The following is a 24,517-nucleotide window of genomic DNA, read 5'->3' as shown; positions in this document are numbered from 1 at the left end:
CATGACACAACAGCTTTCACCGGATCCACCCCTGATCGAACTCTCCGGAATCACCAAGTCGTACGGCCCGGTCAAATCACTGCGCGGAGTCGATCTCAGGCTCGGACGCGGCGAGGTACTCGGAGTCGTCGGAGACAACGGCGCCGGCAAGTCGACGCTCATGAAAATCCTTGCCGGCGCCGTTCAACACGACGGCGGTGAGATGCGCGTCGACGGCAACCCGGTGCGCTTCTCGACGCCGCTCGACGCACAGCAGAAGAAGATCGGCATCGTCTACCAGGATCTCGCCCTGTGCGACACCCTCGACGTCGCCAGCAACCTGTTCCTCGGACGCGAGCCCAGGAAGGGTCCGTTCCTCGACCGGCACGGCATGCACGAGCGGGCCGCGAAGATCCTGGCGGACCTGCACGTGAAGGTGAAGTCGACGTACCAGGAGATCGGGCAGCTCTCGGGCGGACAACGTCAGACCGTTGCCATCGCCCGCGCCGTGTCGTTCCGTCCCGACGTGCTGATCCTCGACGAGCCGACGGCGGCACTGGCCGTCGCCGAGGTGGAATCGGTACTGAAACTCATCACGGACGTCGCGGCCCAGGGCGTCGGGGTCATCCTCGTGACGCACCGACTGCAGGACCTGTTCCGCGTCTGCGACCGCATCACCGTCATGTACGAGGGCCAGAGCGTCGACGACGTCCCCATCGGAGACCTGAACATCGAATCCCTCGTCGGCCTCATCACCCGTACCCCGGTACCCACGCACTCCACGTCCCGGCCGGGAGGCCCCTCATGACGATTCTCGACAAGAATGCTCCACCCAGCGTGGAGAAGCTCGCCAGCAGACCCACCCTGTGGCAGCAGGCGAACAAACCGACGCTGGCCATGCTGGCCGTCACCGTCGCTGTCGCCGCGATCTTCTCGGTCACCACATCGTCGTTCCTGACGTTCACCAACATCTCGAACCTCGCCACGCAGATTGCTCCGGTTCTGATCATCGCCGTCGCCATGACGTTCGTGATCACCACCGGTCAGATCGATCTCTCCGTCGGGGCAACGGTGGCGTTCGTGGCCGCGATGAGCGCCGAGCTGATCCAGGCCGGCGTCGACTCCTCGGTGGTCTTCGTGGCAGCGCCCTTGATGGGGGCCGCGTGGGGTCTGGTCAACGGTTGGCTCGCTGCCTACCAGGGCATTCCGCCGTTCATCGTCACCCTCGCGACGCTGTCCATCATTCGCGGCATCGCGCTGTACCGCACCGAGGGATTCTCCGTCCCGATCACTCCCGGTACGGCGTTCGCCAAGCTGGGCACCGCATCATGGCTCGGGTTCTCGGCCAGCGCCTGGATCGCCCTCGGCGTGGTGATCATCGGTGCAATCACCCTCAACCGCACTCGATTCGGCCGCTACGTCACCGGGATCGGCTCCAACGTCGAATCCGTTCGCCGCTCGGGCGTCAACACCCGCCGAGTGCTGATGATGACGTTGGTGTTCACCGGTCTCGCCGCGGGCATCGCCGGACTTCTCATTGCAGCCCGGCTGGGATCCGGATCGGCCAACTCCGCCAACGGATTCGAGCTCACCGTCATCACCGCGGTGGTACTCGGTGGCACCAACCTCTTCGGTGGACGCGGCACCGTGATCGGAACCGTCATCGGCGCGGTCCTCACCGGCATCATCGCGAACGGCCTCACCCTGCTGGGCGTCAGTCCATTCCTGACTCCCATCATCACCGGTGTCGTTCTGCTGATGGCGATCTGGATCAACATGCGCGGACATTCCCTGGCCTCGCTGTTCAAGCACCTGCAGAGTGCACCGGGGAAGCAATGATCGTCACCACCGTCACCGGAGCTATCGAATCCGATCGGCTCGGACTCGTCCTGCCGCACGAACACCTGCACAACGACGCTTCCGTCGCCTACTCACCGTCGCCGGATCCTGTTGTCGCGCAGATCCTCGCCGGCCCGGTCGCGTCGGAGAACGCGTGGCTGTTGCACGACAACCCGTACCACAGCGCCGACAACTGCCGAGTCGACGATGCAGCCGGGGTTCTCGACGAGCTGAAGACGTTCGCGGACAACGGAGGAACGACGATCGTCGACCTGACACCCCCGGGTATCGGCCGTCGACCACAGATTCTCGCCGACTACTCACGCCGGTCCGGTGTTCGGGTCGTCATGGGCTCGGGCTGGTATCTCGGGTCGACGCATCCGCCCGAAGTGGCCGCACTCGGCATCGACACCCTCGCCGCGTCGCTCATCTCCGAGTTCACCGCCGATACGGATGCGCCGAAGCCAGGCGTGATCGGCGAGATCGGAATCTCACCGTCGTTCACCGAGAACGAGGCGAAAGCGCTTCGCGCAGCATGCGTCGCTCAGCGGGAGGTGAACGTGCCCCTGTTCGTTCATCTTCCGGGTTGGAAGCGCTACGGACCGGCGGTGCTCGATATCGTTCTGGACGAGATGGGTGTCGATCCGGGCGCGGTGGTGCTGTGCCACATGGACCCGTCGGGCGACGATCCCGACTACCAGTGCGCGCTCGCCGATCGCGGGGTCTTTCTCGAATTCGACATGATCGGTATGCCCTTCGAGTTTCCCGGGGAGGGGCAGTCGCCGCCGCCCGCCGAGACTGCCCTCGCCGTTGTGGGTCTGGTCGGTGGCGGATACGGAGCGCAGCTCCTCCTCAGCCACGACCTGTTTCTCAAATCGATGCTGCGTAAGTACGGAGGCAACGGATTGACCTATGTGCCTGTCTCTTTCGCCGCTCGGCTGGTTCGCAACGGACTGGATCCGCAGCGCGTGTCCTCACTCATGCAAGACAACCCGAGGTCGCTCTTCGAGCAGGCCGGAAAAGGATAGAGAAGCGTCATGGGTAAGAAAGTTCTGATCGCCGGTGAAAGCTGGATGACGTCGTCCACCCACGTCAAGGGTGTCGACGAGTTCACCGTGCATTCCTACGTCGAAGGCGTCGGCCCACTGCGGGACGCGCTCGCCTCCCGTGGGCACGAGGTGGTGCACATGCCGGCGCACCTGGTACCCACCCAGTTCCCCGGTAACGCAGATGCGCTGTCGGAGTTCGACGTGGTGGTGCTCTCCGATATCGGTGCCAACTCGATTCAATTGGCACCCAATGTTTTCGACCGCTTCCAGGCGGGCGAGGATCGATTGGTCGAGCTTCGGAACTGGGTGCACGACGGCGGTGCGCTGATGATGATCGGCGGATACCTCTCGTTCTCCGGGTTTCAGGCTCGGGCCGCGTTCCGGCAGACGGCCCTCGCCGACGCACTGCCGGTGACGATGCTCCCGGAAGACGATCGGGTGGAGACGCCCGGTGGAATGATTCCCGTCGTCGTCGACGGCACCCACCCCACCGTGAGCGGCAGCGGCACCGAGTGGCCTGCCCTGCTCGGCTACAACCGAGTGATCGCCAAGGACGGGGTTGCCGTACCGGCCACCATCAACGGTGATCCGCTGGTGGCGGCGGGCGCCTACGGCAAGGGCCGCTCCGCAGTGTTCACCTCGGACTGCTCACCGCACTGGGCACCGCCGGAGTTCTGCGAACAATGGCTCGGATACACGGATCTGTTCGACGGCCTGATCACCTGGTTGTCCGAAAAGTGACTCGCTCCGCCGAACTGACTGCGCGGCAGCATCGCAATCTTGCTGCCGCGCAGCGTGTCCGCTTCATCACCGACTCGATCGACGGCACGTTGCGCGACGACGACTTTCGGCGCTACCTGGTGATCGAGGAAGCATTCGTGCTCACCGCGGTGCGCATTCTCGGGCTCGTGGTCGCGGAGTCGACGTCGTTGGACGACGCCACCGATCACGTGACGTCACTGTCCAACCTGGTCGGCGAGCAGCGCGAATACTTCGCGGGGCTACGCGAGCAGTTTCCGTACGACGGTGACGTGGACGAATTGATCGAGAGCTCGTCCGTTCTGTCGAACTACGCACTGGGACTTGCCCGTAAGGACGGTAGAGCCGCAGCTCTGGTCGCAATGTTCGCCGCCGAAACCCTGTATCTGTCCTGGTGTCGCGCGGCGATGGACAAATCTGTCGATCGTGAACCGGCACTGCAGGAGTGGATCGAGATGCACACCCGCCCCGCGTTCGTCGCGCAGGTGGACGCGTTGGCCCGAGAAGTCGACGCGATGGACGAGGTGGACGACGCGACCCTGGACGCGTGGTTCGTCGGAATGTTGGCTGCCGAGATGGAATTTCACGACGCCGCAATTACCCACGACAGTGGTGTGGACAAGCGCCACTGAAGGCACCTATCCGCACCACTGCCGCAGGCGCTCAGCTTGTCTGGGTCTCGATGGTTCGTTGCGTGTTGTCGTGGGCGATCTCGATCTTACGTGGCTTGGCCCGCTCCGCCAGCGGGATGGTGACCGTCAGGACGCCGTTGTCGTAGGACGCCGAGATCTTCTCCGCGTCGACCCCGTCACCGAGCGAGAGCTGGCGTCGATACGTTCCGGCAAATCGCTCCGACGAAAGCCACTGCACGCCATCACTGGTGGGTGCGGTTCGATGCGCGGTCAACGTTAGGGTGCCGCGATCGACGTCGACGTCGATCGAGCCCGGATCGACACCCGGGAGGTCTGCGTTGAGGACGTAGTGATCGTCGAGCTTGTAGAGGTCCATAGGCATGAACCTGGGTGCACGGTCCGAACCACTGGTCGCGCCGAGCATCCCGGCAGCAATCGAGTCGAGGTCACGGAACGGATCGAAGCGAAGCACAGCAACCACCTCCTGAACGACGATGCGTCCGCCCCTGTGGCGGCCGCGTCTTCACTGTGCGAGACCCAAATTAGCACTCTCCACCCACGAGTGCCAAGAGGGAATTTGCTCCACAGTGGTGTGGCTGAGTGCCGCCCAGGGCACTCGACCACACCACTGCCGCAGGCACTTACAGCCGTTCGATAGGCCGTCCAGCGTACCGACAAGAATGGCTCGAAAGTGCCGATCAACGAGTTGCGGGTGCGCATCGCGTAGCTACCGCAATCCGAATCGGAGAAGCGCACACACAACGGTCACGACGCGTAGCCTGCTGCTCATGGGCGATGATCGGAGTGCTGCACCGGAGGCCGATCCGCTAGCTAAGTGGCGGAAGTTTCCGGGCAGCGTGGAACCAACTCAGGAGGGTAGGCGCTGGAGTCGGACGCGTCGCCATGGGACCGCCCTTCCAACTATGATCCGAGTACGGGGATAGTTCATTGAGTGAGTATTCCTGATGCGCTGGATCGCAATAGTTTTTGGCCTCGCCCTGTCCGCAGCGTCGTCACTTCTGTGGCATTTCGCAGCGCCCCTAGCGCCCTTCGACCCGGCGGCGACCTCCGGTGAATCCGGCAGCATATCGATTCTCGGCTACGCACTGATATTCACCGAACAGGGTCCGCCGTGGCTTCCGTCGTCACTCGTCATCGGTGCGCTGACACTGTGCGGGGTCGCAGCGGCAGCATGGATGCGAAGATCTCGGCAGTCTCTGTTCTGGTGGCCCCTGCCGACGTCGGTGTTTCTCGGAGGTCTTTTGTGGGCCGTCGCAACCGTCAACCCGCCGCAAGCTTCCGGTATTGCCATGGTTCACCCTGATTCGATGACCGCGCGGATGTCGAACTCACCGCTGTTCCGCGAGTCGAGTCTCGTATTCCTGGTCGAATGCCAGACAGCGTCGATCGTGATCGGTGCCGTGTTCGCCGCAATCCAATACACAGCCGACCGACGCCGACGGTGAGGCAGTTCAGGACTCGACCGACATTGGTACCAGTATCAGTCCTGTTCGGCACCGGTTTCGTATAGCGCCGCCAAACCGTCCGCCTGCAGTAGCCGAAGTTCCTGTGTCCACTTCGACTACATGGCCTTGCCTACGAGTCCCACACCGATGCCGACGAACAGCACTCCGACTGTTCTGTTCCACCGCTTCGAGGTCGCCGAACGACCGGCCACGCCATTGACGACTGCGGTGACCACCGCCCATACCGCCAGTCCTAATGCAACATCGATGATTCCGAGGATCCCGATCTGCAGGGGCAGCGAACCGTCGGGGTCGACGAACTGCGGCAGGATGGCGACGAAGAACAGAATCGCCTTCGGATTCAGCAGATTCGTCGTCAGACCCATCCGAAACCAACCCTCATCTGCGTCCGGCGATGGCGAAGCCACCGAATCCCGAATTGCCGCGACCCCCAACCAGATGAGGTAGAGACCACCCGCAACTTGAACAGCACTGAGCGCCAACGGCAATCGAGAGATCAACAGCGATACTCCGATTACAGCCGCGACCATGTGCACGCACAGTCCCGTCTGCGCACCGAGGCCCGCCCGCCAGCCCGCGCTGCGACTCGTCGCTGCCGCCCGGGCCACAACCGCGAAGTCGGGGCCGGGAATCGCGTAGGCCAGCAGCACAACGCCGAGGAACGGCAACCATCGAATGTCCGTCATCGTCTCGAGACTATCTGATGCTTTTGATTCCGTAAACCGTTAGAGTCGGCGCATGGATTGGAACTGGTTGGGCGACCACTTCGCACTCGACGTAGTCAACACCGTGCAGTTGCAGCGCGGCACCTACGCCGAGTTGATCGTCTCGGTCGACGACCTCCAGGAATGGGCCGAACTGCAGGGCGCGCGAGTACCCGAGGTCATCTCCGCCAATGCCGACGTGGAGAAATTTCGGGTGACGCGCGACCACATGCTGTCGCTACTGCGGGCGGTGGCGTCGAACATGGATGTTTCGGAAGAATGCGTCGAACATATCGATGACATTGCGCAACGACACCCTGTGACCCGCCGAATCGATCTCGGAGACGGCGGTGGCGTCGGACATGTTGTGGGAACAGCAGATCCGATCGAATCGCTTTGTGCGCGTGCTGCGTCGGCCGTTATCGACCTATTGAACGGGCCGGATCGTGATCGACTGGCGTTGTGCGATGCCCCGCGATGCGGTCAACTGTTTCTGCAGGATCGACCCAATCAGCAATGGTGTTGCGGCGCATGCGGCAATCGGGCGCGCGCGGCACGACACCACGCCGTGAAGAAGGACAGGTCATGAACATTTCGGTACATCAAGTGGTCCTCGACTGCACCGACACCCGTGAGTCCGCCGAGTTCTACCGGCAACTACTCGGATTCGAATACGTCCCCGGCTACGCCGAACCGATCAATCCGGATTGGCTCGCGATCACCGCACCCGACGGTTCGTGGCGTATCGCGTTTCAGCAGGTCGGCGCACTTCCGGCCGCAACATGGCCGGACGGCGAACACCCTCAGATGTTGCACCTGGACTTCCGCGTCGACACTGTCGCGCAACTCGACGAAGAACATTCGCGTGCAACGGGTTTGGGAGCTACTCTGCTTCGGGATCTGCACGACGACCCGGTGGAGCCGATCCGAATCTATGCCGACCCGGCCGGCCATCCATTCTGCATCTTCGTGGGTGGATGAACCCAGCGCACCGTCTCGCGGCCGATCGGCTCCCCACATTCGGATACCCGACGCCGATCGGAGTCAGAAATCCAAAACTGGGGAGCCGATCAGCGGCAGAGGCCGGCTGAGCACGTCTACGCCCCTCGCATGGATTCACGCCCGCTACAGGGGGTGCGGATTCCGACGAAGGGCGTATTTACCGCTAGGCCTTGCCGATCAGCTCCCCACATTCGGATACCCGACGCCGATCGGAGTCAGAAATCCAAAACTGGGGAGCCGATCCGCGGTAGAGGCCGAACCAACTAAGCCGCCGAGTGGTGTGATTGAGTGCCGCCCAGGGCACTTAATCACACCACTGCCGCAGGCATTCAGCCCAATTGCACTGTTGCCGTGGCCCGGTGGCCGAAGATGCGCTTGCCCTCGAATGTCGCGCCCAGTGAGATGACTGCAGTCCGCGTCGCCTCGTCCTTGGACTTGATCTTGCCGGTGAAGACGATTTCGGCGGCCTTGTGGGTGTCCACGGGGATGGGGGTAGTGAAGCGGACGGTGTAGTCCTTCACAGCGCCCGGGTCGCCGAGCCACTCGGTGACGTAGCCGCCGCCGACGCCCATCGTGAGCATCCCGTGGGCCAGCACGTTCTCGAGATCGATCAGCTTGGCGAACTGCTCGCTCCAGTGAATCGGGTTCGCGTCACCGGCAACGCCTGCGTAGTTGACCAGATCACCGCGGGTCAGGCGCACCGTGCGCGGCGGCAGTTCGTCTCCGACATTGACGTCGTCGAACTTCTGCGTCGGCCGACCCCGGTACTCCTCGACGATCAGCGGCTCGTGCTCCTGCGGAGTGGACAGTGTGCCGCTTTCGCCGGAATCGGCACCGCTGACGTCCGTCGTCGCACCGAACATCACCAAGTTCTTCGCGGACTCGGCGATGGCCGGATCGATCTCGCCGGACCGACCGACGAGGAGCGTGGTGTACGTGGTCTGCACCAATTCGTTCTTCTGATTGGACACGACGTTCTTGGTGACCATCATGTCGCGACCCATGACCGTCTTGAACGAATCGAGCGAGACATCGCATGTCAGTTGGTCGCCGGCAAGGATCGGCTTCTGGAACACCAGCACCTGATCGGTCTGCAGAATCTGGCTCAGGTCGTAGCCCTCGGCGATGGACTGGAGAAGCTTCTTCTGCGCGAGGGTGCCGACCAGCGACATGAACGTCAAAGGTGCGACGAGGGCGCTGTGCCCCAGAGCGGCGGCAGCGTCGCCATCCCAGTGGGCGGGGTGGAAATCCTGGACGGCGCGGGCATATTCACGGACCTTCTCGCGGCCCACCTCGTAGTAGTCCTCGGTGCGGTAGTGATAACCGACCATGCTCCGAGCGTGTTCCGCCGGATCGAACGCCTCCTCGCCGGTCGCTGCCGTACCGGACTCCGCTACCTGCTCTGCCACTGTTGTCCCACCGTCTCGTACCCCACTGTTCACCATTACCCGAGCAACTTACCGAACAACGGCGTTGGTTGGCCAGGCCGGAGGGGTCAAGCCGAGCGGTGTCGCGGAGAGTCGTGGTAGCCCACCATGCCCACCATCGAGGCGTGTTGCGACGGCACAACGTTGGCGATCATGGCACCACGCGGGCGATGGCGACGCGACGCGACCGCGTCGACTGCCATCAGAGCCGCACCGTGGGCGGTGAGGGACTCCGGATTGGCGGGCGCGACGACCGGCAGCATCAGATCACGACGAAACAGACGCCGCAGCGTCGGGATGTTGGCGCAGCCGCCGACCATCACCAAGGCGTTGACGGCACAGGGAGCGTCGACGATGACACTGGCCACCCAGTCCTCGAGCGAACGAATGCTGCGCTCGAGAACATCGTCGAAAGTATTGCGCCACAATCGCACCGGCCCACCGACGAAAGGTCCGGCAACTTCCGCCACCCGCAGCCTGGACAGCTGCTCGCGTGCGGTGCGAACCGACACCGCCAGATCTGCTCGGGTGCGATCGGACGCCAACTCGTCCGCTCCGTACATCGAGAGCAAGTAGCGGGAGACCTGCTCGTCGCAGCTGTTACCCCCGAACAGCGTGGTGCGCACCGAACTGAAGACCGTGCCGGTGGCCGGATCCGCGACCGACACCGTGGTGCCCGACGCTCCGACGTCACAGATCGCGACGGTACGAGCGCCCTCCAGCTGGCCGGTGCCCCGCAGATACCGCAGCTGAGCACCGAGTTCGGAGGCGACCAACAGACGATCGGCCTCGTACGTGGAGTAGGCGGAGGTTCGCGCGCGAGCACCGGGATCGTCGGGCACAGCCAAGACGATGTCGGTTCTGTCGACCATCTGGTCGCGCGACATGGAGTCCAGCAAGTCGATGGCGACCCGAAGATGGTCGTCGGGATCGAACGAGTGAACGATGTGGGCCGACCGCACCGACTCGTCGATCGCATCGACTGCGACCCCTCGGGCAGTGGCGGAACCCACCGAAACACCAAGGACTGTTCTCATGATTCCTCGACTCGACTGGCTACTCCGACCAGCCGATACTAACCGCCGAACCGTCGCCTGGACAGCAAACTGGGTATCTCGATGAACTTTTGGTTTGTTTTGGGAGATATAACAAGCAGCAGGACATCAGCCGTCCGTTCTCACGCGACGTGGTCGAACGGTTCTCGACGGTCCGCCAGCAGCGGACCCCATTCCTCCTGCGCCGACGTCATCGCCGCGCACGCGACACCGTTGGCCGAAGCCATCCCACGCGCAGCCGCGACGATGGAGCGGGCGGACTGCACGAGCGAGACATCGAAGCGGAAGCTGTGCGCCGCCAATTCGGCGAACGCCTCCTCCGGACTACAACCACGCAGCGCGATGAGAACACCCACTGCCCTGTCGATGGTCGTACGGGTCACCGGTTCTGCTGCGGGATGTTCGGTCATCGAATACTCACCGTCTACTGGTCGATCACCCGATGGTAGCGGCGGGTGAGCAGAAGTTCAGGTGTCCGAGTCGAATTCACATACCCGTCACGCGAAGGACTTGTACAAGTATCAAAACCGCTCGCTCACAATGCAATCAACGGATCGAGGGCTATTCGACCGAATCTGTCGGCGGTTCTGTATCGGTGGTGGGCTCGGTGATCTCCGGAACCTCGGTGGTCGGCTCGGCCGGGTCCGTGGACGGCACCTCGGTTTCGGGTTCCGGCTCGGGCGGGGGATCGACGGTCGTAGGTTCCTCGCCACCCGAGTCGCCACCCGAGTCGCCACCGCCGGAATCACCGCCGGAATCACCGCCACCGGAGTTGCCCCCGCCGGGTCTGCCGCCACCCGAATCGACGGCACCCGCATCGACGCCACCCGTATCGACGCGCCCGGAGTTGCCTCCTCCCGACGACGCCTCGACGTCCGGAGTGGGGACCGAACCCGCAGTGGGTGCTGCGCTCCAGGTACCGACCGGCATCGGCCCGTACGCGGGGGCCTCGAGCAACCCGGTGTCGACGGCCGGAACCGCCGACGGGTCGGTAGAGGGGACCGCCGAATCGGCGACCACCACCGCCGAGGACGCGGCTTCGTTGTCTCCGCTCGACGGGACCTCGGCAACATCGGCGGTATCGACCACGGAATTCTGCGTTGGATCGGACGCCGCCAGTGCCCACACGGTGGCTCCGCTCAGTGCGGCGAGAACCGCGACGCCCAACCCGATCATCGTCAGTCTCGCGCTGCGGGGCGTACCGGCCACATCGCTGCCGGAACCACTTCGGTCTTCTTCACCCGTCGCAGTCGGAACGGCCACCGGCTCGGCGAGGGCGGCCTTGGCTCCGATCAGTGCCGCTGCAATTACCGATGGAACCGCGGAGTTCAACCGCGGATCTCCGGCATCCACTACCCCGACGTCATGAATATCGTGGGCGGCCAGAGCGGCACGAACGGTCCCGCAGAGCGCGATGCTGTCGCAGACCACCCCGGACCCGCTGATCAGCAGGTCGTTCTGGGCCGCCTGCACCCTCATGATTCCGAGCATCGTCGTGACGGCGTCCCCGACACCCCCGGGAGCCGAGGAGACGGAGACGGTGCGAGTGGAAATGGGGCCGAGCTCGGGTAGATCGGCCTCGACCAACGCAGCAGATATTTCGTCGTCACCGACGTGCACCCCGAGCGCAATGGCCATGATCGTCGACTCCCCCGATTCGATTCGGACTCAGAGTACCCTTCGAGTCTCGAATCGGGGAATCATCCCGGTTTCGGTGATCAGAACTCCAACCTGCTCGCCTCGTCCCGGGCTACCTCGGCGGCGCGACGCTCGCGCTCGAACAGCAGGCCGAAGGTGAAACCGTTCTCCCCCGCCGTCGTCCCTGCCCGCGCGCCGAGAGTTCGCAGAATTTCCGCCGCGATCACCGCATCCTGGTGCTCTCCCAGCACCTCCTGAATTGTCTTGTAGTGCTTGATGTTCGCTTTCGAGACCTTCTTGTCCACCACCGGCGCCACCAACTCGGCCGCATACCGCGCACGTTTCGACGCCTTCCGTGCACGATGCAACGCCTCGTCGTCGGTACCGCGCACGGCACTCTTCGTGCGATCGATCGCCTTCTTGCCGGCCTTGCGCGCCAGCTTGACCAACACGCGGTCGGTGACCTCGCCGTCGATCGGTAGCCCCCGCGACCACTCCGACAGCGTCGTGAGCAGCGCGCGGTAACGATCTCCGTCGAGTTCGGTCATCGCCGCCTCGCGGTATCGGATCTGCTCGGCCAACAGATCGTTCTCGATGCGCGACGCCACCGGCCCGAGCACCAGTTCGGGCGGCAGTTCGCGCAGCGCTGCCGCGAACCGAGCACGCTGCACCTGACGATCTCGAACCTCACCGAGAAGGCTTGCATACCAGGACAGTTCGGCCTCGAGTTGGGCAGCCGGCTCGTCCTCGAACAGACTCCCGAACACGCGGAGGGTACTGCGGTAGCGCCGAATGGCCACCCGCGTGGAGTGAATCGGATCCAGCCCCCGACGCAGATACACATCGCCTGCGACGATCGCCTGCGCCTGATCGTCGAGATAGTCCGCCAGCAGCGCCACCCCGGGTTCGGCAGGTTCCTGGCGCACCACCGACAGCGCACGATCCAACTTCGACGGATGCGCCGAGGGCCGAGCACCGGCGGCGCGCAGCACCTTGCCCGCCTTCTTCAGGAACGACTCCGAGCCTGCGGGTCCGAGTTCCACCTCCACCTCGCGCCACCGCGGACCGGTCGCACCGCCGATCAAGACCACCGACACTTCGTCGTCGGCGATTTCCGCGACGACGGCCCCATCGGCGTCGGACACGGTGTGGATCGTTCGACGCGTCGTCAAAGTAGCGACCGCGGCCAACTGCGCGCCCATCACCGCACCGCGCAGCACATCGTTCAGCTCGTCCGGCACCGCGTTGTGCGCACCGCTGCCGAGAGGGAGCCGAATCTCGGTCCGCGCCTTCTCCGCCGGGACCTTTGCATGCCAGCCGTTGTCGGAGTCACCGGTACGACGCCGGACGGTGATCCCGCGTCGCAACAGGTCGTGGCCCGCAGTGTCGAAATACTCACTGCTCAGGTCGGTCTCGCTCGACACCAGTGCGCCGCCGGTGGGCACCAGCGCAGCGAGAGTGGGCAACTGAAATTCTGCGTCGACGTCGAACTTGTCTTCGCGCTCGGTCTGAATCGACTCCATACTGCTCATCCTGCCTCGAGTGCCCGGGCCGATGACGGCCGAAAGCGCAGACCGGTCAGCGTCGCGGAAAGTCGAAATCCGGCAATGAAAAGTCGATCGTCCGAGTCGGCCGCGTTGTTGTCGTCGTGGTCCGGGTCGTCGTGGTGGGACGCGTTGTGGTCGGACGAGTCGTGGCGGCAGGTGGGACAGTCGTCTGCACCACGGTCGACCGATCGACGGTGGGCCTGCTCGGTGCCGTTGTCTGCTCGATGTCGGACGGGGCACCGGTCGTGGTGACGGTGCGCCGTGTGGCGGTGGTGCTTTCGGCGACCGTCGTGGCCGGTGCCTGGGACGAGGACGACGTTGGCGGCGCGCCGGCCGAAGGAGAGGTCGGCGTCGCCGTCGTGGTCGCGAACGGCACCGACGGTCCGGCGGGTTCGGCGGGTTCGGCGGGTTCGGCGGGTGACCCGTCTGCCGCAGGCACCACGGACTGCGACCGGGCGGGTTGCGAGGAGCCCTGCGACGTGGTCACCGACGGCGCTGGATCCTCGCCGCTGGTCCGTGCCGCCGCAGTGACCACGGTGCCGGCTGCACACACCGCGACGAGTGCCGCGAGCGCACCGCCGAGATGCCGGGACTTGTTGGCCCTGGTCATCCGCTTGGAGGAGGTGTCGCTGTGCCGCGGACGCTTCGAGACCACCGGGACAACCGCGGTCACCTCGAGGTCTGCGGAATCCCGGTCCACGGCAGCGAACCGATCGGTGAGCGCCTCCGGTGCCGCAGGCGCAGGCCGCAGACCCACCGTCCGAGCGATCCCAGCAGCGCCGTGCGCCGCCAGCAGTTCCGGCTGCTCGGGCACATAGACCGGCATCGACACCGCGTCGAACAGGACCTGACGAATTATCTGCATGTTGGCACCGCCGCCGACGGCGACGACGGCGTCGACGCGAACGCCCTGCGCCTCGACCGCGTCGAGGACGTCGACGGCCATCGAGACAGCTCGGTGCACGGCGTCGCCGATGACCTCGTCGAGATTGCCACGCCACAGCGACGCGCGTCCGCCGACGAACGGCCCGGTGATCGACACGCTGCGAAGCAGAGCCAGCTCGTGTTTGCCGTCGCGGACGTCGTGCACGAGCCGCCTGCGAGCCTCGATCGTCAGCGCCTCGGCCGCGCCGAATGTCGCGATGAGGTGATCGCACAGCATTCGATCGCACTCGTCACCACTGAGCGCGTCCGTTCGACGCGACGCGAGAACGTCGCCGCTGTCGATGTCGACCACGGAGACCGAGGTACCGGACGCGCCGACGTCGAACAGGGCGACGCAGCGTTCGCCTGCCAGCACACGTGTCTCACGTAGTGCGCCCAATTGGGCACCGAGTTCGGACACGAGGACGACACCGTCGGAGAAATCCTGATCGTAGGCCGCTCTTGGGTCGCTCTCACGCAATGCGAGCACCGGATAGAAATCCGCCGACGCATACTCCGACGCCAGGTTGTGAACCGATGTGATGACGGCATCCCACGGATCGGGGGCGAGGCCGTTGGGTGCGGGCCGGGAGGCGACGGGCTCGTGCACTTCCAGCACGGCGCCGGAGCGAGCGTTGGCACTGATCACGCTGCGGAGACCACTCGACCCCAACGAAGCGCCGAGTACGGACACATCGGGAACCGCGGACACAAGAAACCTCACTCTGGTAGGCCCCAACCCACGTCAGGTCACCAGAGTACCGTTACAACCGTCCGTTCGTCATGTTTTTCGGCGGTCAAACAAACTGCAAGATCGTTACTCGACGCTCGACCGGACGAAATTCAGGTAGGCCTTCGACGGCGTCGGCCCACGCTGACCCTGATACTTCGACCCCACCGCGGCACTGCCGTACGGATTCTCGGACGGCGACGACAGCCGGAACAGACACAGCTGCCCGATCTTCATGCCCGGCCACAACGTGATCGGGAGGTTGGCGACGTTGGACAACTCCAACGTGATGTGGCCGCTGAAGCCCGGATCGATGAACCCTGCAGTCGAGTGCGTGAGCAGACCCAGCCGCCCGAGCGAGCTCTTCCCCTCGAGCCGACCGGCCAGGTAGTCCGGCAGCGTCGTCAATTCGAGAGTGGAGCCGAGAACGAATTCACCCGGGTGCAGAACGAAGGGCTCGCCGGCCGCGGGTTCGACCAACGTCGTCAACTCGTCTTGCTGGAGCGACGGGTCGATGTGGGTGTAGCGGGTGTTGTTGAACACCCGAAACAGCTTGTCGAGCCGCACATCGACACTCGACGGCTGAACCATCGACGGGTCGAACGGTTCGATCGCCAGGTTTCCCTGGGTCACTTCGGCACGGATGTCACGGTCGGAGAGCAGCACCTCTGCAGGCTACTGGTCCTGGGCGGTCCCCCGCGACACACCCGAGTCCCGATCGCGGCGCATAGCTCTGCAAAGGAAAAGCCGGACAATCGAGCGGCACGACCATTCACATTCGGCAAACTCCTGTCAGGAAGACTGAAATGACAATTGCGTTCGACGTCCCCTCGTACTGGGATCAGCGATCCCAATGCTTCGTTCTGGCCACCACTCCCACAGAAAATCCGGCGTTGTGGAAACAATTCCTGGATGGCGCAGAGGAAAGCTATATGCGACACGGTGTCACCACCGCTCTCGAAATATCGGCCATTCGTGACGGCAGCACCACGGCGCTGTTCTTCGCCGCACTCGACCGAACCGGACAAATAGTCGGCGGGGTACGGGTACAAGGACCGTATTCCTCGGTCGATCAATCGCACGCACTGATCGAATTCGCCGACCATCCAGAAGGCCTACGGCACGTGCACACCATGCTCGACGAACGCATCGGCCACGGAGTCGTCGAACTCAAATCCGCGTGGGTCGCTCAGCACGCACCCCACGGCCGCGCCGTCACCGCGATGATCGCCGAATCCCCCGCCTACAGCACAGCACTTCTCGGTGCGCGCTACGCCCTTGCCACCGCGGCCTCCCACGTCCGTACCGCATGGCTCGACACCGGCGCCGTCATCGCCACCCAGATCGCGCCGATCCCCTATCCTGACGATCGCTATCGAACCGAGGTGTTCTGGTGGGACAGAACAACACTCGCATTCAACGCCGACCTGGCCACCTGGCGCCGAATGCGGCACAACACGGTCACCCTGCTCGCACACCGCCGCGCAGCCGTCGAACTCCCGGAAGCAGTCGCATCATGAACGATCGAACCACGCCCGGCCACCACTGGAAGCCTGTGATATTCGACGAGACGGACGCCACACAGCGCGACGCACTCGACGAACTCAGAGCCGACCCCACCCTCACTTTCCTGGACGAGCGAGAGACGCAGAGAAATGGCCTGCGCTCACTGCTTCCCAGCCCTGAGCAGAGCTTTCTCGACGAAAACGACAGGTGGGTTTTCTTTCCGTGGCGAAAGACGGTTGTCGCCGTACTCGGACCCCGCTCGTTTCGACACCTGCGGCTGGACAGGAACAGAAACAAGATAACCCTCGAGGAACAGAATTCCTTGGGAGATCTCACGATAGGAATCATCGGCCTCAGCGTCGGGCACGCCATTGCCCACACTCTCGCACTCGAAGGAATCTGCGGGACGCTTCGACTCGCCGATTTCGACGAGATCGAACTGTCCAACCTCAACAGAATTCCCGCGTCCATCCTCGATCTCGGGGTCAACAAAGCGGTCGTCGCGGCCCGACGCATTGCCGAAATCGACCCGTATCTGCGCGTCGAGATCGCCGAGGACGGAATCACCGAGAACACCATCGACGAGTTCTTCGACGGACTCGATCTGCTCGTCGAGGAATGCGACTCCCTCGATGTCAAGGTCCGCGCCCGCGAGGCAGCCCGCTCGCGCGGGATCCCGGTACTGATGGAGACCTCCGACCGGGGACTGCTCGACGTCGAGCGCTTCGACCTCGAACCCGACCGTCCGGTGTTCCACGGCGTCCTCGGCGAGATCGACTCGACGAGCCTGCAGGGGCTGGGCACGCGCGACAAGATCCCCATCGTGCTCGATCAGCTCGACGCCTCACTGCTCTCGGCCCGGATGGCCGCCTCGATGGTGGAAGTGAGCGAAACGATCGAGACCTGGCCACAATTGGGCGGCGACGTTCAACTCGGCGGCGCAACCATCGCAGCAGCCGTTCGACGCTTCGGCACCGGAGCGCACCTGCCCTCCGGACGAATCCGCGTCGATCTCGAGACCCATCTCGACGCGCTCGCGACCCCGAACCCGACGCCGAGGGCGCAGCAGTCTTCGGTCGACACCACCGTCGACGCTCACCACGCAGCCGTCGATCCCGACGCGCTCGTTCTCGACGCTGCGCGCCGGGCACCGTCCGGTGGAAACAGTCAGCCGTGGACGTTCACCCGTGAAGGACACACCGTGCGGATCGGGGTGGATCGTTCCCGCACGTCGACCCTCGACGTCGCCTTCCGGGGCAGCTACGTGGCAGTGGGTGCGGCCGCCTTCAACGCGCGCGTGGTGGCCACCGCGCAGGGCAGGCTCGACCGCAGCGAGGTCACCGACCACGGAGTCGAGATCACCCTGAGTGCGGGCGACCCACAACCCGTCACGGATCGACGCCTGCTCGACGGCGTTCTCGAGCGGTGCACCAATCGAGAAATGGGCACCGGCGCACCCCTGGATGCCGGCATCGCCGCCGACATCGCCGCTGCGGCAGAAGCAGAGGGTGGCCGGGTAGTGCTGCTGACGGCACCCGAGTCCATCGCGGCGGCCGCGGATATCCTCGCCGCTGCCGATCGAATCCGGTATCTCACACCGCACCTGCATCGAGACATGTTCTCCGAGTTACGCTGGCCGGGAGATCTCGATCCCGACCGGGGAATCGAGGTGTCGACTCTGGGGATCGACGACGCGGACCTGTCCAAGCTCGAGATCGTCAAGCGGCCGGACGTCATGGAGCTCGTGCATGCGTGGGACGCCGGTGCAGCGCTCGGGATCGACATGCGCGACCGTGTGCTGTCGAGTTCGGCACTCGCAGTGGTCGTCGTGCCCGGATCGACCGCAGCAGATTACATCATCGGGGGATGTGCAACGGAGAACGTTTGGGTAACTGCGCATTTGCGCGGATTGGCAGTGCAGCCGGTTTCCCCCGCGTTCCTCTATGCGCGCACCGCGGAGGAATATCGACAACTGGCACCGCACCACGCAGAAACGCTGCAGCAGTTGAGTTTCGAGCTCCGCGCTCTGCTTGAAATCGAAAACACAGAGTCCGTCGCGCTGGTGTTGCGGCTCGGTAGCGCCCCGAAAACTCCGATACATAGTCGCAGACTTCCTGTTTCAGCGTCTGTATCGGGGTAGAGTTCCGGCGGAGACCAGGGGGAACAGTCCTGCACTGCGTCTACGAGAGGCGGGAGTGGGGCCCTGGAGCACAACCAGACGCTCGAGGTCCTCGTCACCGGCGTCGCAACCGAACTCATGGGAGTCGATGCGGCGACGGTGCGCGAGGCCTACGACTCCGTGCTGCGGCAACTCGTGGACTACCTGGGCATCGACTTCAGCTTCCTCCGGCACAACGATTTCGAGGCCAGGGCCACCAGACTCAGCGCAGAATGGCCACCGCGACTGAGCGTGCCCGATCCCGACCCACTGGCAGTGGTCTACTTCGACGAAGCAGACTCGGTGTTCCGCCTGGCCGAAACACTGACCGAACCGGCAGTGTTTCGGCCGGACCCGGAGCAGGAGGACTACCGCCGACGCGTCGAGGACGCGTCGGGATTCTCTGCGACCTCGATGGCCGTCGTCCCGCTGCTGCACTCGGAGCGCACCACCGGCATCCTCGGCTTCATCAAGATCGGCGACCGAACGTGGTCCGAGGCAGAACTCAACGCGCTCAAAGCGATTGCGGCACTGCTCTCCCAACTTCAGGCGCGAGTGAGCGCCGAGGAGCAACTCCGGTTCTCGGCGCTGCACGACCACCTGACCAAACTGCCCAACCGCACAGCGCTCACACAACACCTCCGCGAACGACTCGACCCGGCCATGCCCGGTCCCGTCGCCGTGATGCACATCGACCTCGATCGACTCAAAGCCTTGAACGACTTTCTGGGACACCTCGCCGGAGACCACTACCTCCAGACCATCGCCGACCGACTGCAGAGCTTCGTCGGCAAGTCGGCCGGTCTCGTGGCACGCCTGGGCGGCGACGAATTCCTGGTGGTACTGGCCGGGCCGTGCTCGGCCCGGGTCGCAGCACACCACGCCGAGATGATCGCCGACGCCATGTACGCCCCCGTCACCCTCGGAGTCGAACGCATCAGCAGAAGCGCGAGCATCGGAATCGCCTTCGGCCAGCCGGGCAAGCACACCGCGGAGTCGCTTCTGCGGCAGGCAGATCAAGCCGCCCTGGTAGCCAAACGCGGAGGCGGGCACGACATCGCCCTGTTCACCGAGGAGATGCACGCCGAAGCCGAACTCCGCAACGACGTCGAGATCCATCTGCGCGACGCCATCGCAGGCGACTCCCTCACCCTGCACTTCCAGCCCGAAGTGGACCTCGTCACCGGACGCATCACCGCAGTCGAAGCACTGGTCCGATGGCAACACCCCACCCGAGGCCTACTTCCCCCGTCCGCGTTCATCCCAGTGGCCGAGGACACGAACCTCGCCGGAGAACTCGGCCGCTGGGTGCTCGACCACGCCTGCCGCACCCTCGCCGACTGGCAACGCGAGATCCCCCACCTCGACATCGCCATGCGCGTCAACATATCTCCCGTCCAACTGGTCACCAACGGATTCGTCGGTGCCGTCGCCAGAGCACTCACGGAGTTCTCGATAGCCGGGCCCGACCTCTGCCTCGAGATCACCGAAGTGGCAGTGGTACAGGACCTTTCCCGCACCCGCGTGACACTGCGCGAACTCCGCGAACTCGGCGTGCAAGTGGCCATAGACGACTTCGGCACCGGATACAGCTCGCTGTCGCACCTCAAGGAACTTCCCGTCGATGCACTCAAGATCGACCGCGCCTTCGTCACCGACCTCGGAGCCAGAAACACCGGCGACCTCGCCATCGTCCAATCCATCATCGGACTCGCCGACGCATTCGGACTCGACATCATCGCCGAAGGCGTCGAAACACAGACCGCCAGAAACACCCTGATCGAACTGGGCTGCACTCGCGCACAGGGATACCTGTTCTCCAAGCCGGTACCAGCACACGACGCCCTCACCCTGCTGCACGGCGTGCGAATCGACATCTGAACGCCCTGGTAACCTCGAACCGCACCACACGCCGGTGTAGTTCATTGGTAGAACGCGACCTTCCCAAGGTTGAGAGGCGGGTTCGATTCCCGTCACCGGCTCCACGCTGGCTCCCCCTCGAGTCGCTTCCGCCTCGCCCACACCGCTGATTTCGCTAACCCTCCCTAGTCACTGCGGTCACTCCTGAAACAAACCGACCACCGCAGACCATTGGTCGATACCCTTGCTACCGACCAGTAACATAGGCTAATTCATTCATTGTATTCGCAAGAATTCCTGCATTTCAAAAGAAACTTCTGTCGCCTAGTTTGCCGTGCTAGAAATCAAATGTCGACATTTGTTCACCGACATATGACCCTGACAGGAATCCCCCTCATGCGATCACTATTCACAATTGTCGCGGTCGCCCTGACGACGATGGCCGTGGCCGTCTCGTCGGCGACCGCAGCCCCGTCACTCGCCGCGCCCCCGAGAACCCAGGGCGGAGCAGGAACCGTGCTGTGGGAAGACCAATTCAACGGGTACGGCGGACCCGACCCCTCCAAATGGGGGTTTCAGACCGGCCGCTGGGGCGCGAGTTCCGGTGAGCAGCAGTACTATACGGACTCCTGGAACAACGCCAACCAGTTCAACGGCTCACTGAACATCACCGCGCGTCGAGAGACACCACCGGACCGCAAGCGGGCACCGTACAACTTCACCAGCGCCCGCGTGGTCAGCATGGGCAAGCAATCGGTGACGCCGCCGGTGCGCATCGAAGCATCGATCAAGATGCCGAGCGCCCAGGGCCTGCTGCCCGCATTCTGGACCCTCGGTCTACAACCCGGTGGCGAATATTCATGGCCCAGCCAAGGGGAAGTGGACATCGTCGAAATTCCCGGACTGTACGGACCGTCATTCAATTTGCACGGTCCCTCGAAGTGGAACTCCAATCAAGATGTGAAGACCGGCGGCAGTATGAATCCGGTCGGCAACGGATTCCACACGTACCGCATCGACTGGCTACCGAACAGCATCACCTGGTTCGTCGACGGGGTCGCTCGATACTCCTTCACTCAGGCCCAGTACGAGGCGAAGGGTGGCAACTGGAAGGCGTTCTCGGGCGCATGGCCGCACTACATCCTGTTCAACGTCGCCGTGGGCAACAACTGGACCGGCAAGACGCTGAACAGCACGCCGTACCCGCAGACGATGAGTGTCGACTGGCTGCGTGTGAGTCGCCTCTGACCTGCAGAGCAATCCTTCTCTCCGCACGGGGCCCAGCCACCACGGCTGGGTCCCGTGCGGTGTACGCGCCAGGCACGGTTTCGCGCGAAGAACAATTCTTGTGACTTTTCTCAGTCCACACCCCCACTCATAGGGACATTCCACAGTTCGAGGAATACCGTCTATTCATGCGCGGGCCACGGCGAAGTCTGATCACCCTCGTACTCGTCGCTGCCGCTGCGCTGCTGACACCCTCCGCGCACGCGGGGCCACTGATGCCCATCGCCGCTGCCCCCGAGCAACCCGATCACGCCGATGCCATTCGCTACGCCGCATCCAATCGCGACGCCGCACCTCCCGGAGCCAACGACATGGGCTGCAAGCCCACTGCGGCGCACCCGAATCCCGTCGTCCTGGTACACGGCACCGACGCCACTGCGTACTCCGACTGGGCCGGCTTCGCACCCATCCTGAAAGCAGCCGGATTCTGCGTCTTCGCCATCAACTACGGCACCTCGCCGGACGGCAAATCCAACGGGTACGGCGTCATCGAAGACAGTGCAGCGCAACTGAAGTCGATGACACTGTCGATACTTCAGGCAACCGGTGCCGGAGCAGTCGACGTGGTCGGCTACTCGCAGGGTGCCGCGGTCGCTCGATACTTCGTCAACAGGCTCGGCGGTGCCTACGTGGTCGACAGATGGGTGGGCATCGCATCACCGACCTACGGCGGCACCATGTACGGAGTAGCGCCCGTCGTACAGGCAGTGCCGGGTGCAACCGGGGTCGTAGCGGGCGAATTCGGCCCAGGGCTCGCCCAACTGATGGCCGGATCCGATTTTCTCGAACGCCTCAATGCAGGCGGCGACACCGTGCCCGGAGTGGAGTACACCTCCATCGCGACGAGGGTCGACGAAGTGATCCAGCCGTACACCAATGCGCTGCTGCGGGATCCGGGAGCGCACAACATCGTGGTGCAGGACGTGTGCCCCGATACCGAGGTAGCGCACTTCACGTTCACCTACGACCCCACCGCGCTGCGGCTGGCGCTCAACGCACTCGACCCGGCGAACGCGCGTCCCCCGACCTGCGTACCGGTGCCGCTGGGAGCCGGAATTCTCGACGTCGTCCTCGCCAGCCACTGACCCTCACGTCAGCAGCTGATACGCCCTGAGCCCGACGTAGAGTTCCGCGGCTTGAATCGGATCACGGAAGTCGCGTCCGGTGAGCTCGGCGATGCGACGCAGCCGATACAACACCGTATTGCGATGGTAGTGCAGCGATTCGGCGGCGTCGCGGGTGGAACCGCCGCACGAGAACCAGGCGTCGAGAGTGTCCAGCAGGCTCTGCCGTTCGGCTCGCGGCAGCGCCAGCAGATCACCGAGTATCTGACGCGAGGCGATGCGGCCCGACGAGGGATCGCGGACCAGCAGCAGCGGTACCGGCACGGAGTCGTAGCGCACCGGCGCGGACGGTGAGGCCGCGTTCGGGGTGCACGACCTCGCCAACCGGGCCTGACCGACGGCATCACCGATACCCGACGGAGACCGGAAGACCGAACTCACCCCCACCCGTCCCGGACACAGCTCGCTCAGCGTGATCAACGCGCAATCGATCTCCGATTCCGTTGCGGCACAGATCAGCCCGACGCTGCCGTCCACCTCGGCGTCCCACACCGATTCGGCACCCGCGGTACGGAGGCGGGAGATCAACCCGTCGATTCCCATCGCTGCGGTCAACGGCTCCTGCGAGACCACCGCGAAGTAGCCGTGGTCGGGAATGCGAAACGTGCGCAATGCGTCCGCTGCCGCAGTCGGATTCGCGCCGTGATCGGCGAAGAGCACCCGGATGAGGCGTCCACGGGCTTCGGCGCTCTCCCGCGCACGCATGTCGGCACTCTCTCGATAGGCCTCCGCTGCCTCGTCGGAGTACACGTCGACCAGAGCCCAGACCTGGGCGGCCATGTCCAGCAGCGCATGACTCGCCCGGCCGTCCGAACGTTCCATCAATTCGTCCCAGACCAACCTGCCGCCCAGCCGAAAAGCGTGAAGCAGGGCAGCCAGCGGTACCCCCTGCTCCGCCTTGAGTCGGCCCGCGTCCCGAGCCGACTCGAGTCGCATGGGAGCACGACCGGACAGCTTGCCCAGCATCGACGCCAGATTGCTCCGCGACGCCTCGTAGAGCTGCTCGGTGGTGAGCAGCGTCGATTCCAGGTAGGCGTGCTCGGCCCCCAGGATCCGTCGCACGAGTTCCGTAGCCAGATCGTCGACGCCGTCGAGCATCGTCGCGGCCAGATCGGTCGGTGACGGATGCACGTCGAATTCGGTGGCGGTCATGACCGAACTCTAACCTCACCCGTGTAAGCCACGCCACAGCCAAATTGTGCGACTGCACAAACCGCTGCATCCGATTGAGAGCCGTGGCCCATAGCGTCCCACGTCCGAGTGCGACCACAATCACAGTGGAAGCGTGTACCCGAACGACGAGTGGAGCCGAGAAGTTGACCAGCGACGTCACCCCACACCTGAAGCCCGTACCGACGCCGGGACCCACCGAGGCAGTCGACTCCGCACTCGCCGATCTGTCCGAGGGAGAGAAGAACTGGGGACGCCTCACCCTGGCCGAGCGGCGTGCCCTGCTCGAACGCGTGCACGCGCTGACCACAGCTCACGCGCAGGAGTGGGTGACGGCGGCAGCGTCGATCAAGGGACTCGACGCCTCGTCCACCCTCGTCGGAGAGGAATGGTTGTCGGGTCCGTACTCGTTCCTGAACGGACTCGGCACCGTGGCGCACACACTGGCGGCGCTCGAAGCCGGTAGCAGTCCGCTGGCCGGTGCCACGTTCGGAACGGCACCCGGTGGGCGCACGACGGTGTCGGTGCTGCCTCTCAACATCTTCGAGCGCCTCCTGCTCAACGGGTTCACCGCCGAGGTATGGCTGAAGCCCGGAATCGACCGTGCAACCGCACAGCGGACCGCAGGCCTCGCCCAGCT

At 64.3% G+C, this 24,517-nt stretch carries 23 protein-coding genes, 1 tRNA gene and 1 pseudogene; 15 read left to right on the top strand and 10 right to left on the bottom strand.

Features of this window, described 5'->3' with window-relative positions:
- Position 1: 1 nt before the first annotated feature.
- Genes CH256_RS14985 through CH256_RS14965 form a run of 5 tightly spaced genes read left to right on the top strand, consistent with a single transcriptional unit; the run spans position 2 to position 4,258 of the window.
- Positions 2 to 787, top strand: a complete 786-nt coding sequence (locus CH256_RS14985) for an ATP-binding cassette domain-containing protein (RefSeq protein ID WP_068049297.1) — start codon at positions 2 to 4, stop codon at positions 785 to 787.
- Positions 784 to 1,818, top strand: a complete 1,035-nt coding sequence (locus CH256_RS14980) for an ABC transporter permease (protein WP_068049295.1) — start codon at positions 784 to 786, stop codon at positions 1,816 to 1,818. The genes CH256_RS14985 and CH256_RS14980 overlap by 4 nt, the downstream gene beginning before the upstream one ends.
- The gene (locus CH256_RS14975; RefSeq protein ID WP_094669956.1) at positions 1,815 to 2,846 is read left to right on the top strand and encodes a phosphotriesterase family protein; all 1,032 of its coding nucleotides are present in this window, start codon (positions 1,815 to 1,817) and stop codon (positions 2,844 to 2,846) included. The genes CH256_RS14980 and CH256_RS14975 overlap by 4 nt, the downstream gene beginning before the upstream one ends.
- 9 nt (positions 2,847 to 2,855) lie before the next feature.
- The gene (locus tag CH256_RS14970; protein ID WP_094669955.1) at positions 2,856 to 3,608 is read left to right on the top strand and encodes a glutamine amidotransferase; all 753 of its coding nucleotides are present in this window, start codon (positions 2,856 to 2,858) and stop codon (positions 3,606 to 3,608) included.
- Positions 3,605 to 4,258 (top strand): TenA family protein, encoded by a 654-nt coding sequence (locus CH256_RS14965; protein WP_094640618.1) that lies wholly within the window; start codon positions 3,605 to 3,607, stop codon positions 4,256 to 4,258. The genes CH256_RS14970 and CH256_RS14965 overlap by 4 nt, the downstream gene beginning before the upstream one ends.
- Before the next feature lie 31 nt (positions 4,259 to 4,289).
- On the opposite strand, the gene CH256_RS14960 is transcribed toward CH256_RS14965, so the two are convergent.
- Positions 4,290 to 4,730, bottom strand: a complete 441-nt coding sequence (locus CH256_RS14960; RefSeq protein ID WP_068049287.1) for an Hsp20/alpha crystallin family protein — start codon at positions 4,728 to 4,730, stop codon at positions 4,290 to 4,292.
- 493 nt (positions 4,731 to 5,223) lie between these two features.
- Between CH256_RS14960 and CH256_RS14955 the strand changes: the two genes are divergently transcribed.
- Positions 5,224 to 5,724 (top strand): hypothetical protein, encoded by a 501-nt coding sequence (locus CH256_RS14955; protein WP_094669954.1) that lies wholly within the window; start codon positions 5,224 to 5,226, stop codon positions 5,722 to 5,724.
- Between the two features lie 116 nt (positions 5,725 to 5,840).
- Here the strand turns inward: CH256_RS14955 and CH256_RS14950 are convergent, their stop codons facing one another.
- Positions 5,841 to 6,431 carry a LysE family translocator gene (locus CH256_RS14950; protein ID WP_094669953.1) on the bottom strand — a complete coding sequence of 197 codons (591 nt, stop codon included), beginning with the start codon at positions 6,429 to 6,431 and terminating at the stop codon, positions 5,841 to 5,843.
- A 52-nt stretch (positions 6,432 to 6,483) separates the two neighbouring features.
- On the opposite strand from CH256_RS14950, the gene CH256_RS14945 reads away from it, so the two are divergent.
- Both CH256_RS14945 and CH256_RS14940 read left to right on the top strand, forming a co-directional pair.
- Positions 6,484 to 7,038: a CGNR zinc finger domain-containing protein gene (locus CH256_RS14945; RefSeq protein WP_094669952.1), complete on the top strand. Its 555-nt coding sequence runs from the start codon at positions 6,484 to 6,486 to the stop codon at positions 7,036 to 7,038.
- Positions 7,035 to 7,430: a VOC family protein gene (locus CH256_RS14940; RefSeq protein ID WP_068049311.1), complete on the top strand. Its 396-nt coding sequence runs from the start codon at positions 7,035 to 7,037 to the stop codon at positions 7,428 to 7,430. The genes CH256_RS14945 and CH256_RS14940 overlap by 4 nt, the downstream gene beginning before the upstream one ends.
- 350 nt (positions 7,431 to 7,780) lie before the next feature.
- Here the strand turns inward: CH256_RS14940 and CH256_RS14935 are convergent, their stop codons facing one another.
- From CH256_RS14935 to dcd, 7 genes are all read right to left on the bottom strand, one after another.
- Positions 7,781 to 8,896 carry a fused (3R)-hydroxyacyl-ACP dehydratase subunits HadA/HadB gene (locus CH256_RS14935; RefSeq protein ID WP_094640616.1) on the bottom strand — a complete coding sequence of 372 codons (1,116 nt, stop codon included), beginning with the start codon at positions 8,894 to 8,896 and terminating at the stop codon, positions 7,781 to 7,783.
- 50 nt (positions 8,897 to 8,946) lie between these two features.
- Positions 8,947 to 9,915 (bottom strand): Hsp70 family protein, encoded by a 969-nt coding sequence (locus CH256_RS14930; protein WP_256980761.1) that lies wholly within the window; start codon positions 9,913 to 9,915, stop codon positions 8,947 to 8,949.
- A gap of 140 nt (positions 9,916 to 10,055) precedes the next feature.
- Complete coding sequence (locus CH256_RS14925) at positions 10,056 to 10,343, bottom strand: ANTAR domain-containing protein (RefSeq protein WP_068049279.1); 288 nt, start codon at positions 10,341 to 10,343, stop codon at positions 10,056 to 10,058.
- Between the two features lie 151 nt (positions 10,344 to 10,494).
- Positions 10,495 to 11,571: a hypothetical protein gene (locus CH256_RS14920; protein ID WP_094669950.1), complete on the bottom strand. Its 1,077-nt coding sequence runs from the start codon at positions 11,569 to 11,571 to the stop codon at positions 10,495 to 10,497.
- An 80-nt stretch (positions 11,572 to 11,651) separates the two neighbouring features.
- Positions 11,652 to 13,094, bottom strand: coding sequence for a CYTH and CHAD domain-containing protein (locus CH256_RS14915; protein WP_094669949.1), 1,443 nt, complete (start codon positions 13,092 to 13,094; stop codon positions 11,652 to 11,654).
- A gap of 55 nt (positions 13,095 to 13,149) precedes the next feature.
- Positions 13,150 to 14,691, bottom strand: coding sequence for an Hsp70 family protein (locus CH256_RS14910; RefSeq protein WP_094669948.1), 1,542 nt, complete (start codon positions 14,689 to 14,691; stop codon positions 13,150 to 13,152).
- Between the two features lie 168 nt (positions 14,692 to 14,859).
- A complete protein-coding gene (gene dcd / locus CH256_RS14905; RefSeq protein ID WP_068049238.1) occupies positions 14,860 to 15,438 on the bottom strand; it encodes a dCTP deaminase in 579 nt (192 codons plus the stop codon).
- Between the two features lie 140 nt (positions 15,439 to 15,578).
- Here dcd and CH256_RS14900 point away from each other — a divergent pair, with 140 nt between their 5' ends.
- From CH256_RS14900 to CH256_RS14875, 6 genes are all read left to right on the top strand, one after another.
- On the top strand, positions 15,579 to 16,292 hold the full coding sequence (locus CH256_RS14900) for a hypothetical protein (RefSeq protein WP_068049236.1): 714 nt from the start codon (positions 15,579 to 15,581) through the stop codon (positions 16,290 to 16,292).
- Entirely contained in the window at positions 16,289 to 18,418 is a 2,130-nt protein-coding gene (locus CH256_RS14895) for an Rv1355c family protein (RefSeq protein WP_094669947.1), read from the top strand. The genes CH256_RS14900 and CH256_RS14895 overlap by 4 nt, the downstream gene beginning before the upstream one ends.
- A 117-nt stretch (positions 18,419 to 18,535) precedes the next feature.
- Entirely contained in the window at positions 18,536 to 20,317 is a 1,782-nt protein-coding gene (locus CH256_RS14890) for a putative bifunctional diguanylate cyclase/phosphodiesterase (protein ID WP_068049233.1), read from the top strand.
- A 30-nt stretch (positions 20,318 to 20,347) separates the two neighbouring features.
- Positions 20,348 to 20,421, top strand: a tRNA-Gly gene (locus CH256_RS14885).
- Between the two features lie 271 nt (positions 20,422 to 20,692).
- The gene (locus CH256_RS14880; RefSeq protein ID WP_082898707.1) at positions 20,693 to 21,544 is read left to right on the top strand and encodes a glycoside hydrolase family 16 protein; all 852 of its coding nucleotides are present in this window, start codon (positions 20,693 to 20,695) and stop codon (positions 21,542 to 21,544) included.
- A 167-nt stretch (positions 21,545 to 21,711) separates the two neighbouring features.
- Positions 21,712 to 22,668: an esterase/lipase family protein gene (locus CH256_RS14875; protein ID WP_094640609.1), complete on the top strand. Its 957-nt coding sequence runs from the start codon at positions 21,712 to 21,714 to the stop codon at positions 22,666 to 22,668.
- 3 nt (positions 22,669 to 22,671) lie between these two features.
- Here the strand turns inward: CH256_RS14875 and CH256_RS14870 are convergent, their stop codons facing one another.
- Entirely contained in the window at positions 22,672 to 23,859 is a 1,188-nt protein-coding gene (locus CH256_RS14870; RefSeq protein WP_094640608.1) for a PucR family transcriptional regulator, read from the bottom strand.
- A 164-nt stretch (positions 23,860 to 24,023) separates the two neighbouring features.
- On the opposite strand from CH256_RS14870, the pseudogene CH256_RS14865 reads away from it, so the two are divergent.
- Positions 24,024 to 24,517, top strand: a pseudogene (locus CH256_RS14865) (aldehyde dehydrogenase family protein); the annotation flags it as partial.

This window comes from Rhodococcus sp. 05-2254-6, assembly GCF_002258565.1.
Taxonomy (GTDB): domain Bacteria; phylum Actinomycetota; class Actinomycetes; order Mycobacteriales; family Mycobacteriaceae; genus Rhodococcoides.
This window is presented reverse-complemented; position numbering and strand designations above follow the sequence as displayed.

Coding starts and splice junctions, on each gene's coding strand:
- CH256_RS14985 (WP_068049297.1), top strand. CDS start 2: ATGACACAACAGCTTTCACCGGATCCACCCCTGATCGAACTCTCCGGA.
- CH256_RS14980 (WP_068049295.1), top strand. CDS start 784: ATGACGATTCTCGACAAGAATGCTCCACCCAGCGTGGAGAAGCTCGCC.
- CH256_RS14975 (WP_094669956.1), top strand. CDS start 1,815: ATGATCGTCACCACCGTCACCGGAGCTATCGAATCCGATCGGCTCGGA.
- CH256_RS14970 (WP_094669955.1), top strand. CDS start 2,856: ATGGGTAAGAAAGTTCTGATCGCCGGTGAAAGCTGGATGACGTCGTCC.
- CH256_RS14955 (WP_094669954.1), top strand. CDS start 5,224: ATGCGCTGGATCGCAATAGTTTTTGGCCTCGCCCTGTCCGCAGCGTCG.
- CH256_RS14950 (WP_094669953.1), bottom strand. CDS start 6,431: ATGACGGACATTCGATGGTTGCCGTTCCTCGGCGTTGTGCTGCTGGCC.
- CH256_RS14945 (WP_094669952.1), top strand. CDS start 6,484: ATGGATTGGAACTGGTTGGGCGACCACTTCGCACTCGACGTAGTCAAC.
- CH256_RS14940 (WP_068049311.1), top strand. CDS start 7,035: ATGAACATTTCGGTACATCAAGTGGTCCTCGACTGCACCGACACCCGT.
- CH256_RS14935 (WP_094640616.1), bottom strand. CDS start 8,896: ATGGTGAACAGTGGGGTACGAGACGGTGGGACAACAGTGGCAGAGCAG.
- CH256_RS14930 (WP_256980761.1), bottom strand. CDS start 9,915: ATGAGAACAGTCCTTGGTGTTTCGGTGGGTTCCGCCACTGCCCGAGGG.
- CH256_RS14925 (WP_068049279.1), bottom strand. CDS start 10,343: ATGACCGAACATCCCGCAGCAGAACCGGTGACCCGTACGACCATCGAC.
- CH256_RS14920 (WP_094669950.1), bottom strand. CDS start 11,571: ATGGCCATTGCGCTCGGGGTGCACGTCGGTGACGACGAAATATCTGCT.
- CH256_RS14915 (WP_094669949.1), bottom strand. CDS start 13,094: ATGGAGTCGATTCAGACCGAGCGCGAAGACAAGTTCGACGTCGACGCA.
- CH256_RS14900 (WP_068049236.1), top strand. CDS start 15,579: ATGACAATTGCGTTCGACGTCCCCTCGTACTGGGATCAGCGATCCCAA.
- CH256_RS14895 (WP_094669947.1), top strand. CDS start 16,289: ATGAACGATCGAACCACGCCCGGCCACCACTGGAAGCCTGTGATATTC.
- CH256_RS14890 (WP_068049233.1), top strand. CDS start 18,536: ATGGGAGTCGATGCGGCGACGGTGCGCGAGGCCTACGACTCCGTGCTG.
- CH256_RS14880 (WP_082898707.1), top strand. CDS start 20,693: ATGCGATCACTATTCACAATTGTCGCGGTCGCCCTGACGACGATGGCC.
- CH256_RS14875 (WP_094640609.1), top strand. CDS start 21,712: ATGCGCGGGCCACGGCGAAGTCTGATCACCCTCGTACTCGTCGCTGCC.
- CH256_RS14870 (WP_094640608.1), bottom strand. CDS start 23,859: ATGACCGCCACCGAATTCGACGTGCATCCGTCACCGACCGATCTGGCC.